Origin of the sequence: Allomuricauda sp. CP2A, from assembly GCF_001683915.1 — a bacterium.
Classification (GTDB): Bacteria; Bacteroidota; Bacteroidia; order Flavobacteriales; family Flavobacteriaceae; genus Flagellimonas.
Genome location: NZ_LXTT01000101.1, coordinates 78,577 through 94,906, shown reverse-complemented (window position 1 = coordinate 94,906; position 16,330 = coordinate 78,577). Strand labels below are relative to the sequence as shown.

Below are 16,330 nucleotides of genomic sequence, written 5' to 3'. Positions count from 1 at the left end.
TTATTGAAAAACGGCATTTAATACGGCAAGGGACTTTGGTTCCCTGAATCCATGCACATGCAACCGGAAATAGAGAATGACCATTTTTAAGAGTTCCCGCCTGTTAGACTTCGTTAGTTGTATAGCCTGTAATGCCTCAAAATTCGTGCCTAAAAAACCCTTAAAGTTATCTAACAATTCGCTCTGAATCAATGGGTTAAGTGATGGGGTTTGACAAAAACTCCCCTCCTGAAGGTCAAAGAAAGGCGCGTTTTTAAAAGAAGTATCTGGATAGAAGCCCAAATACTTGGTGAGATTCAATAAAAAAAGGAGGTGAAAATTAGGGTTTGCGGGATGCTCATCCAACCACAGGAGTGCATATTCCAAATAATTGAAAAGGCTATGGTTTTGCTCCTCTTCATGGATGCTGTTGCCCAGCATTTCGGCCAAGAAAAGTACAATGCTGTTTTTTACAATATCGGTGTGGAGGGTTTTATAGGGCATGGCCACCTTTACCTCCCGTATGCTTTCCAAAGTGCCTTTGTTCTTGTGGATGGCCACAATTTCCAATTGCATCAATGGGAGAAAATAACCCGGTTTCAATTTTCCCTTCTTGGACCCCATGACTCCTTTCAACAAATAAGTTTTAAGTCCATCCGAAGCCGTAAATGCCTTCACAATAAGACTGGTGTCGCCATATTTCAGGGAAGAAAGTACTATGGCCTTGGTGGTTATTTGCATAGGGGGTCAAAAAAAAGCAGTTACAGAAAGGGCAAAAATAAACACTCCTTCCGGTAACTGCCAACCAAAAACTCTGGTTGATTATAGGAATTATATCACTCCTTGGGCCAACATGGCATCCGCAACCTTAACAAAACCAGCAATATTGGCTCCTTTTACATAGTTGCAGTAGCCATCCTCCTCTTTTCCATATTCAATACAAGAATCGTGGATGTCCGCCATGATCCCTTTTAACCGCTCATCAACTTCCTTTCGGGTCCAGCTGATACGAAGGGAATTTTGTGACATTTCCAATCCTGAAGTGGCCACACCTCCTGCATTTGAAGCTTTTCCTGGAGCGAATAAAATTCTAGCTTCATGGAATGCGTGGATGGCTTCTGGGGTGGAAGGCATGTTTGCCCCTTCGGCCACGGCAATGCACCCATTTTTAATCAATGTCTTCGCGTCATCACCATTTAATTCGTTTTGGGTGGCACATGGCAATGCAATATCACAAGCAACTTTCCATGGGGTTTCCCCTTTGTGGAATTCTGCTGATGGGTATTTGTCCACGTAATCTGAGATTCTACCTCTCTTGTTGTTCTTCAAATCCATGACAAAGGCCAGCTTTTCTTCATCAATACCGTCTTTGTCGTAAATAAACCCTCCTGAATCGGAAAGGGTCAATACGGTTCCTCCCAGTTGCAATACCTTTTCGGCTGCGTATTGTGCTACGTTCCCGGAGCCTGAAATCACGACTTTTTTACCTTCAAAAGTTTCATTTTTGGTCTTTAGCATGCTATCGGCAAAGTAAACCGTGCCATAACCGGTAGCTTCAGGGCGAATCAATGAACCGCCCCAAGAAAGGCCTTTGCCGGTAAGTACACCGGTAAACTCGTTGCGTATTTTTTTGTACATCCCGAACAGGAACCCGATTTCACGGGCACCCACACCTATATCGCCAGCTGGGATATCGGTGTTGGGACCAATATGTCTGCATAGTTCTGTCATAAAAGCATGGCAAAAACGCATGATCTCATCATCTGATTTACCTTTTGGGTCAAAATCGGAACCTCCTTTACCACCACCCATGGGGAGGGTGGTCAAACTATTTTTAAAGACTTGTTCAAAGGCCAAGAACTTCAGTACACTGGCATTTACAGTGGGATGAAAACGAAGTCCTCCTTTGTACGGTCCAATGGCTGAGTTCATTTGTACACGATATCCACGATTTACATGGATTTCACCGTCATCATCTATCCATGCCACCCGGAATGAGATCAAACGTTCCGGCTCCACCATTCGCAAAAGGATATTTTTTCCATAATAAATATCATTTTTAGCGATGTAAGGGATTACGGTTTCAGCTACTTCTTGAACCGCTTGGATGAATTCAGGTTCGTGGCCATTTCTAGCGATGACCTCATCCATAAATGTTTTAATTTTTTCTTCCATATAACGGATTGCTATTTTGTTGCTGGTGCAACTTTAATTAGAGACAGTTTTATTGAATTTTGAATTTGACCGCAAAATTATAGTATTTACATAATTATACTGGTCTTTTTTTGTAAATTTTTCAATAAGGCTATCCGATGGCCTGTTCCAAATCCGCTATGAGATCCCCTGCATCCTCAATGCCCACGCTGAGACGAATCAGTGCATCCACCACTCCACTTTTTTCTCTTTCTTCCTTTGGAATACTGGCATGCGTCATGCTTGCAGGGTGGCCGGCCAAACTTTCCACACCTCCCAAGGATTCGGCCAAGGTGAAGACTTCCAATTTCTCCACAATTTTGATAGCATCTTCATAACTGCTTCCCTTGGGTACAAAGGATATCATTCCCCCAAAACCACTCATCTGGCTTTTGGCCACGCTGTAGTTGGGGTGCGACTCAAATCCGGGCCAGTACACTTTTTCAATTTTGGGGTGTTTGTCTAAATATTTTGCTATCGCTTCACCATTTTCACAATGCCGTTGCATGCGCACATGAAGGGTTTTTATTCCGCGAAGGGTTAAAAAACTATCCATGGGACCACAAACAGCACCACTGGCATTCTGAATAAAGTATAGCTTGTCAGCGAGTTCCTTATCCTTCACAACCAAGGCTCCAACAACAAGATCACTATGGCCGCCCAGATATTTGGTGGCCGAGTGCATTACAATATCCGCGCCCAAATCCAAAGGTCTTTGCAAATAGGGCGTGGCAAACGTATTGTCCACTGCCAGTAGTAAATTATGTTTTTTGGCCAAGGCTGATGCTGCTTTAATATCGATGATATTCATCATGGGATTGGTTGGGGTTTCCACCCAAATCAGCTTGGTTTTTGCATTAATGTGGGCTTCAATGGAATCCATGTCCTGCATTCCTATAAAATGGAATTTAATCCCATATTTTTCAAAAACCTGTTTGAAAAGCCGATAACTTCCTCCGTACAGATCGTTGGTGGAGACCACCTCATCGCCGGGCCCCAATAATTTTATCACCGCATCAATGGCCGATAACCCGCTGGCAAAAGCCAATCCATAGTTTCCGTTTTCTATACTGGCCAAGGCATTTTCCAAAGCGGTCCGGGTAGGATTGGCACTTCGGGAGTACTCAAAGCCCTTATGTCCGCCCGGTGTAGTCTGGGCATAGGTGGAGGTTTGGTAAATGGGAGGCATAACCGCACCATAGGCTTTGTCTGGATGTTGGCCTCCGTGAATGGTCTTGCTGTTGAATCGTAACTCTTTTTTGCTCATTTTCTTAGGATCTTCATACAAATGTATTGCTATCTTTCGGAGTTTTCAATGAAGTCTTATTTTTGACTACCCTAAAACCTCACTCATGAAAAAGTATCTTGGCGTACTTCTATTCCTTTGGATTCTTGTTGGTTGCCAAACCGAACACAAACTTACTTTTGAACCGCTGAATTTACAGGGGGAATCTTGCCAGAATTGTCCTGAAATTACAATAAACATTCCACATGCGTTGGATGATACAGGTGTGGCCACTGCCATAAACCGCAGTCTGCGGGAAGAGGTGATTGCCTTATTGTCCTTTAGTGAAAATGAGGATGTTGGGGATATTGATCAAGCCATGGCCTCTTTTACGGATAGTTACAAAGAGCTAAAGACCAAATTCCCAGATGAAATTGGCTGGGAAGCCAAGATAAATGGCGAGATCATCTATGAGGATGCCAATTTGGTGACCATTGTGGTCAATTCCTATACGTTTACTGGAGGAGCGCACGGGTATGGTTCTACGAGCTATCTTAATTTTGATAAACGAAAAGGAACCGAGTTGGAAAACTGGGAGCTTTTTGATGACCCTGAAGGGTTTGAAAAATTTGCGGAGACCAAGTTCAGGATTCAAGAGGACATTCCCCAGGATAGCAACATCAACGCTACTGGTTTTATGTTCGAGGGCGACATGTTTCATCTACCCTACAATGTGGGGTATACCCAAGATGGGGTACAATTGATCTACAACCAATATGAAGTGGCCTCCTATGCCGATGGGCCCATTGTATTGACATTACCCTATGCCGAAGTCAATGTGTACCTAAAAAGAAAGGTGAAGTCTTGAACATTTTCACCAATAAAACTCATTTCAAGTAATACCGAATACCAACTCCCAACAACAACATAGAGTCGTTTAGATCACTGTTAAAATGGTAAAACCCATTTATGGGAACAATCAAGGAGAAGGCATCAGAGATAAAGAAATCCATTTCAAAAGAGGCATATCCCCCATAAATAAAGCTGCTTTCGGCGGTTAAGGCATCAAAGGGAAATTCAGTTTCCCCATTGTTGATGTACTTGTACCCTACGGAAGGCCCACCCCCGAAGAAAATAAAGAACCCCCGTTTGGGAGAGGTCAAAACCGTAGTGAAATACCCAAGACTGAACAGATAGTCCTCATAAGGAAACTCAACTCCAGAATTGGGCTGCTCTTTAGAAAAAGTAGCGGCCAATGAAGCTTGGAGATGATCCGTCGTGCTACGAGAATAATTTAAGTTGGCCTGAATACCGTAGCCATCGGTTTTGTAGGTCGGAACCACCCCAACAGAAAAGTTACCGCGCTGGGAATGGATTTGTTCTAAGGTAACCAATACTAAGGTGCAGTATACCCAGTAGATAAGGTAGGTTTTTCTCATTTTGATAAAGATTTGGACTAGACATTACTTCGTAAATGTCATTTTGGGGTACTGCGCAATCGCCATTTATAACATTAAAGATACAAAATGGCTAAAAATGGGGGTATGCTACCCTAAATTAAAGCGAAGTGTTCTATTAAAATGAATGTGAAATCCTAACGGTCTTTGGCAAGCGCTTTTTGCAAGCCGCGGATGGCCCCCAAATGAATCCCTTCATGGTAGGCACTGAACGCAATGGCATCTTCAGCACTGGTCAAGGTTATATTGACCGAAGTGGTAAGTTCCTTATAATTTTCCACATTCAATCTACCCTGATCGTAATCCAGCTTAATGTGCTTCACTGTGCTAAAAAGATAGGCAGCGATTTTTTCCACTTCCTGTGCAGTGGGCTCTCCTTCGGGGAAAGTTCCCTTTCGGTATGTATTGATGAGGTCTTCCTCAATGGTATAATCCAGCCCGCTTAAGCCATACACCAATAATTGGGGGGTCACCACTACGTGGGCAATGTTCCACCAAATATTATTGTTGAATCCCTCGGGGATTTTATACAGGTCTTCCTTTGGGGTATTTTGCAATAGGTCGTGCAGTATTTTTCTATTCTTGAGGAGGATGTCAAATATCTTTTCCATTACATTGATCAAAAAAGCTTCGTTTCGTTAAAACACATCTATTTTTCTAGATATGTAAATATTTGAATTATATTTGTCTTATGGATATCGTTGAAATCAATAAGGTTTTGTCCAATAAAACTAGGGTTAATATTTTAAAATGGTTAAAAAACCCGGAATTAAATTTTCCGCCCCATAAAGATATTGATCATTTTGATGATGGTGTATGTGTGGGCAATATCCAAGATAAGACCGGATTGTCACAATCCACCGTATCAACCTATTTGAACTCCATGCAGAATGCCAATTTGGTGATTCCCACAAGACATGGCAAATGGACCTACTACAAAAGAAATGAAGAGGTCATTACGGCCTATATGAACGCCATTAGAAACGAGCTGTAATTTTTTATGAACTCATATTGACAAATAGCGAAATCTGAATATTATGGAGTGCAATGTAACCTATATCTGCCCAGACCAAATTGTTCCAATCCAAAAAACAAGGAGCATATTGGTCGAGAAAATAAAATGCCTATTGACTTCCTTTACAGTCGAAGGGGCAGAAGACATATCAAAAATCAAGTAATAATTTCCAAAAGAACACAAAATGAAAACTATTGGATTGATCGGTGGGATGAGTTGGGAATCCTCAAAAATATACTACCAGCACCTCAATGAAATGGTAAGGAGTCAATTGGGAGGCTCACACTCCGCAAAAAGCATTCTTACCTCAGTCGATTTTGATGAAATTGAACGCTATTCCTTTTCTGGCGATTGGGATAAAATTGGAGATTTAATGGCCGAGCATGCCAAAAAATTGGAAATTGCCGGTTCAGATGTTGTCCTACTGGGTACCAATACCATCCATTTGGTGAGTAACTTCATCACAGATGCCATTACTGTCCCCTTTCTTCATATTGCCCAAGCCACGGGGGAAGCCATTAAGGCAAAGGGAATGGCCAAAGTGGCACTTTTGGGGACCAAATTTACCATGGAGAATGATTTTTACACCAAAATTCTTACCGAGGATTTTGGCCTTGAGGTCATTGTTCCAGATCTAGGGGATAGGGACGCCCTGCACTCCATCATCTATAATCAATTAGTAAAAGGGATTTTTACCGATGCATCAAAAATGTTTTGTTTGGACATTATCAAAAAAATGGAGGTGCAAGGGGCCCAAGGTACCATCTTGGGCTGTACGGAGCTTCCCATGCTCATTCCAGACCATGAAGCCTCGATCCCTACCTTTGACACTACTAAAATCCATGCCCAAAAAGCGGTTGAATTTGCACTTTCTTAATGGGTTTTGATTCATTTTTGACTTCCTTTGTGCCTTAGAACGTGATTATGAAAAAGATTTACCATCTGGGCAGCTGCTCTACCTGCCAACGCATTTTAAAAGAATTGGAACCTTTGGATGGTGTCCAATTGCAAGAAATTAAGACAGAACCAATGACCTCGGAGCAATTGGAGGAAATGGCCTCCCTTGCCGGAGGATACGAGCCTTTGTTCAGCAAAAGGGCCATGCTCTACCGACAAAAAGGATTGCACGAGAAACAACTTTCCGAAAACGATTATAAGAATCTCATTCTTGAACATTATACCTTTTTAAAACGACCTGTTATTCTGGTTGATGGGCAAATTTTTATCGGCAACTCCAAAAAAGTGGTCCAGGCCGCAAAAGAGGCCCTTCACCCATGAGCAAAAGAACACTGGCAATTTTGGCCGCCATCGGGGCCACGGTTATTTATGGCCTTAACCATACTATTGCCAAGGGTGCCATGCCAGATTATGTGGGGCCCTATGCTTTTATCATGTTGCGGGTGGGAGGGGCCACCCTCTTGTTTACCCTGATTTCCTTTTTTGGGCCCAAAGAGAAAATCGAGAAAAAGGATTGGGGACGAATTCTGGCCTGTTCCTTTCTGGGGATGGTCATTAATATGTTGGCTTTTTTTAAGGGCCTACAGCTTTCCACACCCATCAACAGCGCGGTTTTGGTGACCATTACCCCTATTATTGTGGTAATTCTGTCCGCTTTATTTCTTAGCGAACGGATTACATTAAATAAGGGGCTGGGTATTTTTTTAGGCTTTATTGGTGCACTGGGACTTATCCTTTTCGGTGCCGAAATCCGACAAGATGCCCCTAACATACCGCTGGGCAATTTTCTGTTCATTGTAAATGCCACCTGTTACGGCTCTTACCTTATCCTGGTGAAAAAGCTATTGGAAAAATACCATCCCTTCAACCTGATGAAATGGTTGTTTGGCCTAGGCTTCATCATGAATTTTCCCATAACCCTGCCAGAATTTTTGGAAATTGAATGGGCCACCATGCCCCTTTGGGTATACGGTTCCGTGGCTTTTGTGGTGATCGGCACCACCTTCTTGACCTATCTGTTCAATGTGTTCGCCCTTACAGAACTCAAGGCATCAACGGTTGGGGCCTTTATCTATGTACAGCCCCTTATTGGTATACTGTTTGCCCTGTTCTCTGGCAAAGACCACCTTACCTTGGTCAAGATTTTGGCCACTTGCCTGGTATTGCTGGGAGTGTACCTGGCCGGGAAACGACCCAAGCCCAAAACCTGATCTAGTAGTTTTTCCCAATCTGTTATTCATCAAGTTGTATGGGGTGTTTATCAATTAACACCTCAAAATCCCATTTTTGGACTGTAGCTTACCGCTTTAATTGGCTGCTATACTTGGCCGAATAACTACATCATGAATCTATTACTACTTTATGGAATCGGTATGGGCCTCCTGCTGTTTGTGGCACTACTTTGGTTTGAAAAAAAACTGGTGAAAGCCTTTGAAATAAATCCATTGTTGGAACTAGGGCTAATTTATCTCGCATTTTATTGGTTGCCAGATCTGGCAAATGGGTTTCTTCCCGAATCATGGAAAATGGCGCAAATTGATACCCCTTTTCAACTTGAGGGGCCATTAGGTTTTCTATTACGCCTGAACAAGCCGCAAATGTCCGTGGTGGAATTGGGTTTTTCCGTTTTTCTTGCATGCATCGTTGGGCGTTTTATCTATGTAATGACAAGCAAAAAAGCACTGTGGGGAAAAATTGGGGACAAGGAAAACAACTAATGCCCCCTATGTTCCTTAAATGAAGAAAAATAAGGCTATAAATCTTTTGGGATTTGGACAAACTTTCTGGTATCGGCCTTGGTCAAAACCTTGAAATCGTCAGCCTTTTCCATACGGCCAAAAGCTTGCAAGAATTCCTCGGGCAATCCGATCAATTTTCGCTCCTTCAAGTCTATCCAAGCCCCCATCATTTGGCAACGGGCAAAATTTTTACCCTCGCTGTCGTAAAAATCATGGTGAAACTCAAAGAACATCCCGTCCTCGCTCATTCCCTTAAAGTCCAATGAAACCTTTACGGGCTTTCCGGCAAACACTTCCTTAAAATAGTACATGTGTTCATAAAAGATCACGGGGCCAATGTTGTGTTCTCCCATACTTTTTTGGTTAAAGCCCAGTTGTCCCAAATACGCCAACCGGGTATGGCTCATAAAGTTAACATAGGCCGAGTTGGCCAAATGACGATTGGCATCCAAATCGCTCCATCGAATCTCAAATTCCTTAAAAAACATAGCAGTTATTTGTTATGCATGCATAATAGATGACAAAAATACCATAGTTTTATAAACCAATTCCAATGAAGTCGCATTAATAATTCTATTTTTAAACATAGTAACACAAAACCCATGAGCCAAAAAGCCGAATTCATCAAAGACCTATCGCTACCTGTTGTAGCCGCCCCCATGTTCCTCATATCCGGCCCTAAATTAGTGGTGGAATGTTGCAAAAATGGCATTGTTGGAACATTTCCTGCCCTCAACCAGCGTACCAGCGAGGGGTTTGAGGAATGGCTCATTCAAATAAAAACAGAACTACAACAATTCGAGGAGGAAACCGGTAAAAAGGCCGCTCCTTTTGGTGTAAACCTGATTGTTCACCCCACCAATCCCAGATTGGAGGCCGATGTAAAACTCTGCATGAAGCACAAGGTCCCTTTGGTGATCACTTCACTTGGAGCCGTGAGCATGGTGGTGGATGCCATCCATAGTTATGGAGGGCTGGTGTTCCATGACATCATCAAAAAACGGCATGCGGAAAAGGCCGCCGAAGCAGGTGTGGATGGTTTGATTCTGGTTTCTGCTGGTGCCGGAGGGCATGCCGGGAACATCAACCCCATGAGTTTGGTGACCGAAGTGAAAAAAATCTTCGATAAGACCATCATCCTTTCAGGGTGTATCAGTAACGGTAGGGATATTGCGTCAGCGATGCAAATGGGGGCCGATTTAGCCTATATGGGGACCCGTTTCATCAATACCGAAGAGAGCAAGGCCACTGATGAATACCGAAAAATGATCATTGAAGCCGGAGCCAATGATGTAGTGTACACCGCTGCCATTTCCGGAGTTCATGCCAACTTTTTGGCCGCCAGCCTAAATGCCGCCGGTATTTCGGAGGAAGATTTGAAAAAAGACCATAAAATCGATTTTGGCAAGGAACTCGATACCGAGGCCAAGGCATGGAAAACCATCTGGTCTGCCGGACAGGGCGTCACGGCCATTGACAATGTGCTGCCAGTTTCAAAGTTGGTGGAAAACCTCAAGAGCGAGTTTAAGGCGGCCATTCAAGAACAGGCCAAGCTGTTGGAGACTTTCCCCAAGGACTGAGTACACTAACTTTTCTTTTGTATTTTGGTAATAGCTAATCAACTTTTGTATTTCCATGTATATTAAAAGAAATATATCCTGGGGCATCATTTTGAGGTATGCCTGGAAAAACCTCATCTTCTTTGTCCTGTATGCCGGTGCTATTTTTTACCTCTATTATAACTTGGGCTGGACGCATATCGATATTCCATTCCAACCACTATCCGTAATTGGTATCGCCGTTGCTTTTTACATTGGGTTCAAGAACAGCCAAAGCTATGATCGTTTTTGGGAGGGTCGAAAAATCTGGGGAGGTATCGTAAACTATTCTCGCACCTGGGCCAATAATGTGCTGAGCTTTGTGGAAAATGATAGAAATGCCCAAATTACCTTGATTTATCGGCATATTGCCTGGATCAACGCCCTTCGCATACAGTTGCGGCAGCCCAATAGCTTTTCCATTCGCGAGAACCGAGCCGTGGAGCGCTTATTTGATAGGCACGGGGAAAGGAATCCAGCATGCAGTGGTATGGAATTGCTCTTGTCCGCAGAGGAAATAGCCGACTTGGAAAAACGGAAAAATGTGGCCACCCACCTAGTAAAAAATCAAGGGCAGCACCTAAAGCAGCTATTAAGCGAGGACAAAATAACTGAATTTGACAAGCAGGTCCTCCACAATAACCTAGAAGAAATGTACAACCTCCAAGGCATGTGTGAGCGTATTAAGAATACTCCTTTTCCTCGGCAATACGCATATTTCAGCACCGTGTTTACTTGGATCTTTATTCTGCTGTTACCCTTTGGATTGCTCAACGTTTTTGAGACTCAATTGAAAAGTCTGGATGCAGGTCAAAACTGGTGGTATCTTGGGCTTATGGTCTTCTTCTCTGTATTGATTTCCTGGATGTTCACCACTATGGAAAAAGTGGGTAGCAACAGTGAAGATCCTTTTGAAGGCCGAATCAATGATGTACCCATGACCGCACTCTGTCGCACAATAGAAATTGATCTTCGTGATATGCTGGATGAACAGAACCTTCCAGAAAAAATACAACCACAGCATAACATTTTATATTAATGCCCCAAGTTTCCTCAGATTACACTCCGCCACTAATTTTTAGGAATGCCCATCTAGCCACCATTTACTGTGGTCTTTTCAGAAAGGTCAATGGAGTGGTCCAAAAGCGGGAACGGTTGACCTTGTCCGATGGTGATTTTTTGGATTTGGACTGGAGCGAATCCATTACCCCAACCCAAAAACTGGTCGTTTTGCTCCACGGGTTGGAGGGTGATGGCCAACGACCCTACATTACGGGAAGCGCCAAACTTTTTAACCTTAATGGGTTTGATGCCTGTGCCGTTAACTATCGTGGATGCAGTGGAGAACCCAACATGCTTTACCGCTCCTACCACTCTGGGGCTACTGAGGACCTTAGGGAAGTCATCGACCATATTCTCAAGACCAAAGACTATTCGGAAATCTACATTAAAGGCTTTAGCTTGGGTGGAAACCTCGTTCTTAAATATTTGGGTGAGGACCATACCATTCCGAAGGAAATAAAGGGAGTCGTTGCCGTTTCAGTGCCGTGCAATTTGCACAGTTCGTGCCAACAACTTTTATCTTTTCATAATATCCACTATGCCATTCGGTTTAAAGGAAATTTGATTGGCAAGCTCAGACAAAAACAAGCAATGTTTCCAGAGCTCATCACCGATTCCGATATCAATAAAATCAAAACCCTAAAGGATTTTGATGATGTCTACACCAGCAAGGCCCATAATTTTAAAGATGCCCTGGACTATTACACACAATGCAGTTCCCTGCAATTTTTGCCCAACATTAAGGTGCCGAGTCTTATCATAAATGCACTGGATGATTCTTTTTTGGGGCCGGAATGTTATCCTTTTTCCGAAGTGGGACTTAATCCAAACTTATATTTGGAGACGCCAAAATATGGCGGACATGTCGGTTTTTTGGGAAAAAAGAACATTACCTATACCGAGAAAAGAGCCTTGGAATTCTTTGACCTTCTGTAAGTTGGATTATTCTGCAAAGGTGAATGGTTATATCTAATACAAAAACCACTATAAAATTAGTCTTCAATTACCTATCTTAGTTGCTGTAATTTAATCAAACTTCAACAGAATTGATCAAGATGAAAAAAATACTCCTTTTCGTAGCATTGGGAGCCCTTGTGGCCAGCTGTGGCGGAAAAAAAGAAGAAAAAAAGGATGATGGTTTTGAAGTAAGCCGTACCAAAACTGAAGAGACAAAGGCCAAGGCTACCGAAGGTGTGCCCGTTGATTTGGACAATAAAGGGGTCGGTCCCATTGAAAATGTGGATTTCGGCACTGAAATTGATGAAGAAATGGCTGCCCGTGGAAAGGCGAAGTTCGAATCCATCTGTGTGGCTTGCCACATGGTGGACAAACGCATGATTGGTCCTGCCATGCAAGGAGTCTATGAGCGTAGAAGCCCAGAATGGGTCATGAACATAATCTTGAACCCCGATGGAATGCTCAAAGAAGATCCCATAGCAAAAGCCTTGTTGAAAGAATACAATAATGCGATCATGCTCAACCAAAACCTTACCGAAGACGAGGCCAGGGATGTGGCTGAGTACTTAAGGACGCTGTAGAGCATTGCCCATAAAATCTTTGAAATGCTGTTGTTTTCTTGTAAAGCAACAGCATTTTTTGTTTAATAAACATTCCACATTATGAAAAAGTGTCTTTTTTCAATTTTAGTCTTTACCCCCCTCTACTTTATCTCTGCCCAAAGTTTTCAAGGGGCTTGGGAAGCGACAAAAACCAATGAAACTGGGGTTGAAGTACAATACGTAACCATTGTTTCCGATGGCTATTTTTCCGAGGCCTTCTTTGAAAAGGAAACCGGTAAATTCCTAGGCACGATGGGCGGAAACTTTACCTCGGAAAATGGAATGCTTACCTATACTTTGGAATTTGCTTCCTTCGATTCCGCTCTTGTGGGGACAACCAACAGTGCACCCTATGAATTTGTTGATGGAAAACTCCATATTGATGACAAAATATGGTCCCGCTTGGACGACGGCTCTCCAGGGGATTTGGCCGGGGCATGGTTGATTTCTGGACGTAAGCGCGATGGTGAAATCGTGAAACGTGACACCTCTGGACCTCGAAAAACCATGAAAATTCTCTCAGGAACCCGATTTCAATGGATTGCCTTCAACACCGAAACCAAGCAATTTATGGGTACTGGCGGAGGCTCCTACACCACTGTTGATGGCAAATATACCGAAAACATCGGTTTCTTTTCCCGAGACGACTCCAGGGTCGGAGCAAGTTTACAGTTCAATTATGAGCTCAAGGATGGGGATTGGCATCATTCTGGATTAAGTAGTAAAGGGGACCCTATTTACGAAGTCTGGAGCAAAAGAATGGAGTAAATCACTTTCTTCTCCATTTATTAACCTGATAGCGTGTGGGTTCATGACATTTTTTAGTATTTTTCTGAACCATTAACTATAATTTTCTGCACAAATGAAACCCTTGGTCATCCTTTTTTTCTCTGTGCTGGTTTTGGGTGCTTCCTGTAATCCAAAACCGGACGATTCCGAAGCGCTCTTCAACACCACTTGGGAATTGGAGTACATTTCTGGACCACGCATTGCCTTTGATGGGCTTTTTCCAGAGAAAAAACCGCAGATTGCTTTCGACAAAGAAACCTCAAAAGTTTCCGGTACCGACAGTTGCAACGGCTATTCCGCTGACTACGAATTAAACCAAAATGCCCTCTCTTTTGGTGAACCCGGCCCCACCACCATGATGTTCTGTGGAGGAGGGGAACGACAATTCCTCAACATGATGCAAAAGATAGACGGATATGCCATGGAAGATGGCAAGCTCACGCTTTTGATAGGTGACGTCCCCATGATGCGTTTTAAAAAAGTTGAGCCATGAGAAAGGGACTTATCATCATAGGAATGCTGCTCTTTTTTATGAGCTGTATCGAGAAGAAAAAACAAGAACCAACAGAAAATGAGTCCGTTGAAACAACTGCCGATACCGTACAGGTCAAGTCTAAAAAAATGGAACCTTTGGCAGTAACTCCAGATGGAAGCTATTTTAAGGCCACGGGTACTGAGCCTTTTTGGGGACTAAAAATTCTGGAGGACAGGGTGGAGTTGAACATGATGGAGGACACCATCACCACTCCAAATACTGAGCCCATTAAGGCACAGGACTCCAACATAAGCATGTACCGTATCCAAACCGAGGCTGTGCAGCTTGATGTGATCATAGCGCAGAAGGAATGCACCAACGCCATGTCCGGTGAAAAATCGCCCTATACCGTTACCATAGCCTATAAACGAACGGGTGAGGATGAAACATTTGCCTTGGAGGGTTGTGGTTCCTATGTTACGGATTATAGATTACATGATATTTGGGTGCTAGAGGAGATGGATGGAAAGACGGTTTCCAAAGAAGATTTTAATGGAAAGGATGTGCCCAACATGGAAATCAATATCAACAACAACCGGTTTTCGGGATTCTCTGGATGCAACAGAATGACAGGAAGCCTATTCTTTGAAAAAGATTTGCTCCGTTTTACCCAAGTGGCCGGTACAAGAATGGCCTGTCCGGACATGGGCAAAGAATCGGAATTTTTGAAGAATCTTCAGGCCATTACCAAATATTCCATAGCAAATAATAGATTGTATCTGTCCAATGGCAGTCAGGAAAAGCTTCTTGTTTTCAAAAAAATAGATTGAATATGAAAAAAATAGCACTTGTCTTCTTCCTGATAATATTGGCTGTAAACTGTAAAACCAAAGAAGAAAAGAACAGCGCTGAACCGGAGATTTCAACAGAAATGACCGAAGAAAAAATGGAAACCTCATCTCCAATTTTGGAAACAGGGTGCTATATCTATGAAGCCAATGGTAACAAAATCCGTTTTGAAATCACCGCTGTCTCAGAAACTGTCCTCGGAAATCTAGATTATGCCCTCAAAGAAAAGGATGCCAATACAGGGACCTTCGCTGGCGAGTTGAAAGATAGTATTCTTATTGGCAGCTACACCTTTGTTTCCGAAGGCATGGAGAGCACTCGTGAAATTGTCTTTTTGTTGAAAGATGATCAACTGATCGAGGGCTATGGCGAATTGGATGAAACGGGAACGGCCTTCAAAGATAAAAACGCATTGAGTTTCAGCTCGTCCATGCCTTTGAGCAAGACCGATTGCGATTCTGAAATGTAAACACTACTGGAATGAAACACCTTATTTTGTTGTTCTTGTTGCCCTTCGTTATGAATGCCCAGGAAAGCGAAGAACAGAAATCACATTTTGTGGCCCTCTACACCGTTGGCGCGCTTTGGGACATGGACAAACAACCCAATGACCAACCTTATTTTAAGGAACATTCCGCTTTTTTGTCCAAACTCAGGAAAGAAAACACCATTGTGATGGGTGCTCGGTACAGTGATACCGGAATGATCGTTCTTCAAGCCGCTGATCTGGAATCTGCAAAAAGCCTATTATCTGAGGATGTTTCACTGCAAAACCAATTGTTCAATGTGGAGGTGCACCCGTTCAATGTTTTTTATAAAGGATGTTTTGATTGAGCGGATTGGAAAAGCTTGCACTTTTGCCCCCTCTTTTTGGCAATAAATCGGTTAGGTTTTGATTTTCAAATAGTTATTTTTGATTGACAGGCTTACTAAAAACAATCGATATGAATTCAAAAATTATTTGCCTTTTCGCTTTGCTCAGTTGTTTTGCGGCGAGGGCACAATCCGCTTCTGAAAACACAGAACACAATGAAGTGGTTTACAATGCAGAGAAAGCCAAAGCGTATGGTGCTGATGACTACGGGATGAAAAAATACGTTTTTGCCTTTCTGAAAAGAGGGCCAAACCGTGATCTTCCCGAAGAGAAAGCAGCGGAATTGCAAACGGCTCACCTGCAAAATATCGGAAAAATGGCACAAGAAGGAAAATTGGTGCTGGCCGGTCCCTTTTTTGGCAACGATGACCTGCGTGGAATTTACATTTTTGATGTGGATTCCATTGAAGAGGCACAAAAACTCACCGAAACCGACCCAGCCATACAAGCCGGAAGCTTGGTCATGGAATTAAAAGAATGGTATGGTTCCGCGGCACTCAAGGAAGTGAATGAAATTGGCCTTACCCTTGCCAAAAAATCAATCACCAACTAATTCAAT

Annotated in this window: 22 protein-coding genes; 16 read left to right on the top strand and 6 right to left on the bottom strand. The window is 42.9% G+C overall.

What is annotated here, in order from left to right; all coding sequences use genetic code 11:
- The 3 genes from recO to A7D14_RS12260 form a co-directional block, all read right to left on the bottom strand.
- Positions 1 to 720, bottom strand: a complete 720-nt coding sequence (gene recO / locus A7D14_RS12270) for a DNA repair protein RecO (RefSeq protein ID WP_067034904.1) — start codon at positions 718 to 720, stop codon at positions 1 to 3.
- Between the two features lie 90 nt (positions 721 to 810).
- Positions 811 to 2,154 carry an NADP-specific glutamate dehydrogenase gene (gdhA, locus tag A7D14_RS12265; protein ID WP_067034900.1) on the bottom strand — a complete coding sequence of 448 codons (1,344 nt, stop codon included), beginning with the start codon at positions 2,152 to 2,154 and terminating at the stop codon, positions 811 to 813.
- A gap of 130 nt (positions 2,155 to 2,284) precedes the next feature.
- On the bottom strand, positions 2,285 to 3,439 hold the full coding sequence (locus A7D14_RS12260; RefSeq protein ID WP_067034897.1) for a cystathionine gamma-synthase: 1,155 nt from the start codon (positions 3,437 to 3,439) through the stop codon (positions 2,285 to 2,287).
- Between the two features lie 85 nt (positions 3,440 to 3,524).
- Here A7D14_RS12260 and A7D14_RS12255 point away from each other — a divergent pair, with 85 nt between their 5' ends.
- Complete coding sequence (locus A7D14_RS12255; protein ID WP_067034895.1) at positions 3,525 to 4,265, top strand: DUF3298 and DUF4163 domain-containing protein; 741 nt, start codon at positions 3,525 to 3,527, stop codon at positions 4,263 to 4,265.
- Between the two features lie 19 nt (positions 4,266 to 4,284).
- On the opposite strand, the gene A7D14_RS12250 is transcribed toward A7D14_RS12255, so the two are convergent.
- Both A7D14_RS12250 and A7D14_RS12245 read right to left on the bottom strand, forming a co-directional pair.
- Entirely contained in the window at positions 4,285 to 4,836 is a 552-nt protein-coding gene (locus A7D14_RS12250) for a conjugal transfer protein TraO (RefSeq protein ID WP_067034892.1), read from the bottom strand.
- A 155-nt stretch (positions 4,837 to 4,991) separates the two neighbouring features.
- Positions 4,992 to 5,465 (bottom strand): DinB family protein, encoded by a 474-nt coding sequence (locus tag A7D14_RS12245; RefSeq protein ID WP_067034889.1) that lies wholly within the window; start codon positions 5,463 to 5,465, stop codon positions 4,992 to 4,994.
- A gap of 80 nt (positions 5,466 to 5,545) precedes the next feature.
- On the opposite strand from A7D14_RS12245, the gene A7D14_RS12240 reads away from it, so the two are divergent.
- The 5 genes from A7D14_RS12240 to A7D14_RS12220 all read left to right on the top strand — a co-directional run bounded on the left by A7D14_RS12240 (position 5,546) and on the right by A7D14_RS12220 (position 8,544).
- Positions 5,546 to 5,848, top strand: a complete 303-nt coding sequence (locus tag A7D14_RS12240; RefSeq protein WP_067034886.1) for an ArsR/SmtB family transcription factor — start codon at positions 5,546 to 5,548, stop codon at positions 5,846 to 5,848.
- A 205-nt stretch (positions 5,849 to 6,053) separates the two neighbouring features.
- Positions 6,054 to 6,746, top strand: a complete 693-nt coding sequence (locus A7D14_RS12235; protein WP_067034883.1) for an aspartate/glutamate racemase family protein — start codon at positions 6,054 to 6,056, stop codon at positions 6,744 to 6,746.
- Positions 6,747 to 6,793: 47 nt separating this feature from the next.
- Complete coding sequence (locus tag A7D14_RS12230) at positions 6,794 to 7,147, top strand: arsenate reductase family protein (protein ID WP_067034880.1); 354 nt, start codon at positions 6,794 to 6,796, stop codon at positions 7,145 to 7,147.
- Positions 7,144 to 8,037, top strand: a complete 894-nt coding sequence (locus tag A7D14_RS12225) for a DMT family transporter (protein ID WP_067034877.1) — start codon at positions 7,144 to 7,146, stop codon at positions 8,035 to 8,037. Before A7D14_RS12230 ends, A7D14_RS12225 begins: the two co-directional genes overlap by 4 nt.
- Before the next feature lie 210 nt (positions 8,038 to 8,247).
- A complete protein-coding gene (locus A7D14_RS12220; protein ID WP_141673378.1) occupies positions 8,248 to 8,544 on the top strand; it encodes a hypothetical protein in 297 nt (98 codons plus the stop codon).
- Positions 8,545 to 8,579: 35 nt separating this feature from the next.
- Here A7D14_RS12220 and A7D14_RS12215 read toward each other — a convergent pair whose 3' ends face one another.
- Positions 8,580 to 9,053 carry an acyl-CoA thioesterase gene (locus A7D14_RS12215; RefSeq protein ID WP_067034871.1) on the bottom strand — a complete coding sequence of 158 codons (474 nt, stop codon included), beginning with the start codon at positions 9,051 to 9,053 and terminating at the stop codon, positions 8,580 to 8,582.
- A 114-nt stretch (positions 9,054 to 9,167) separates the two neighbouring features.
- Between A7D14_RS12215 and A7D14_RS12210 the strand changes: the two genes are divergently transcribed.
- The 10 genes from A7D14_RS12210 to A7D14_RS12165 all read left to right on the top strand — a co-directional run bounded on the left by A7D14_RS12210 (position 9,168) and on the right by A7D14_RS12165 (position 16,324).
- Entirely contained in the window at positions 9,168 to 10,145 is a 978-nt protein-coding gene (locus A7D14_RS12210) for an NAD(P)H-dependent flavin oxidoreductase (protein WP_067034867.1), read from the top strand.
- A 55-nt stretch (positions 10,146 to 10,200) separates the two neighbouring features.
- Complete coding sequence (locus A7D14_RS12205; protein WP_067034863.1) at positions 10,201 to 11,202, top strand: bestrophin family protein; 1,002 nt, start codon at positions 10,201 to 10,203, stop codon at positions 11,200 to 11,202.
- The gene (locus A7D14_RS12200) at positions 11,202 to 12,161 is read left to right on the top strand and encodes a YheT family hydrolase (protein WP_067034860.1); all 960 of its coding nucleotides are present in this window, start codon (positions 11,202 to 11,204) and stop codon (positions 12,159 to 12,161) included. Before A7D14_RS12205 ends, A7D14_RS12200 begins: the two co-directional genes overlap by 1 nt.
- Before the next feature lie 119 nt (positions 12,162 to 12,280).
- A complete protein-coding gene (locus A7D14_RS12195) occupies positions 12,281 to 12,763 on the top strand; it encodes a c-type cytochrome (RefSeq protein WP_067034857.1) in 483 nt (160 codons plus the stop codon).
- A gap of 81 nt (positions 12,764 to 12,844) precedes the next feature.
- Positions 12,845 to 13,552, top strand: coding sequence for a membrane or secreted protein (locus tag A7D14_RS12190; RefSeq protein WP_067034854.1), 708 nt, complete (start codon positions 12,845 to 12,847; stop codon positions 13,550 to 13,552).
- Positions 13,553 to 13,646: 94 nt separating this feature from the next.
- Positions 13,647 to 14,066 carry an META domain-containing protein gene (locus A7D14_RS12185; protein ID WP_067034851.1) on the top strand — a complete coding sequence of 140 codons (420 nt, stop codon included), beginning with the start codon at positions 13,647 to 13,649 and terminating at the stop codon, positions 14,064 to 14,066.
- Positions 14,063 to 14,878 carry an META domain-containing protein gene (locus tag A7D14_RS12180; RefSeq protein WP_067034849.1) on the top strand — a complete coding sequence of 272 codons (816 nt, stop codon included), beginning with the start codon at positions 14,063 to 14,065 and terminating at the stop codon, positions 14,876 to 14,878. Before A7D14_RS12185 ends, A7D14_RS12180 begins: the two co-directional genes overlap by 4 nt.
- Positions 14,879 to 14,880: 2 nt before the next feature.
- Positions 14,881 to 15,366, top strand: a complete 486-nt coding sequence (locus tag A7D14_RS12175) for a hypothetical protein (RefSeq protein ID WP_067034846.1) — start codon at positions 14,881 to 14,883, stop codon at positions 15,364 to 15,366.
- Between the two features lie 11 nt (positions 15,367 to 15,377).
- A complete protein-coding gene (locus tag A7D14_RS12170) occupies positions 15,378 to 15,731 on the top strand; it encodes a YciI family protein (protein ID WP_141673376.1) in 354 nt (117 codons plus the stop codon).
- A 110-nt stretch (positions 15,732 to 15,841) separates the two neighbouring features.
- On the top strand, positions 15,842 to 16,324 hold the full coding sequence (locus tag A7D14_RS12165; protein ID WP_067034840.1) for a YciI family protein: 483 nt from the start codon (positions 15,842 to 15,844) through the stop codon (positions 16,322 to 16,324).
- Positions 16,325 to 16,330: the final 6 nt, after the last annotated feature.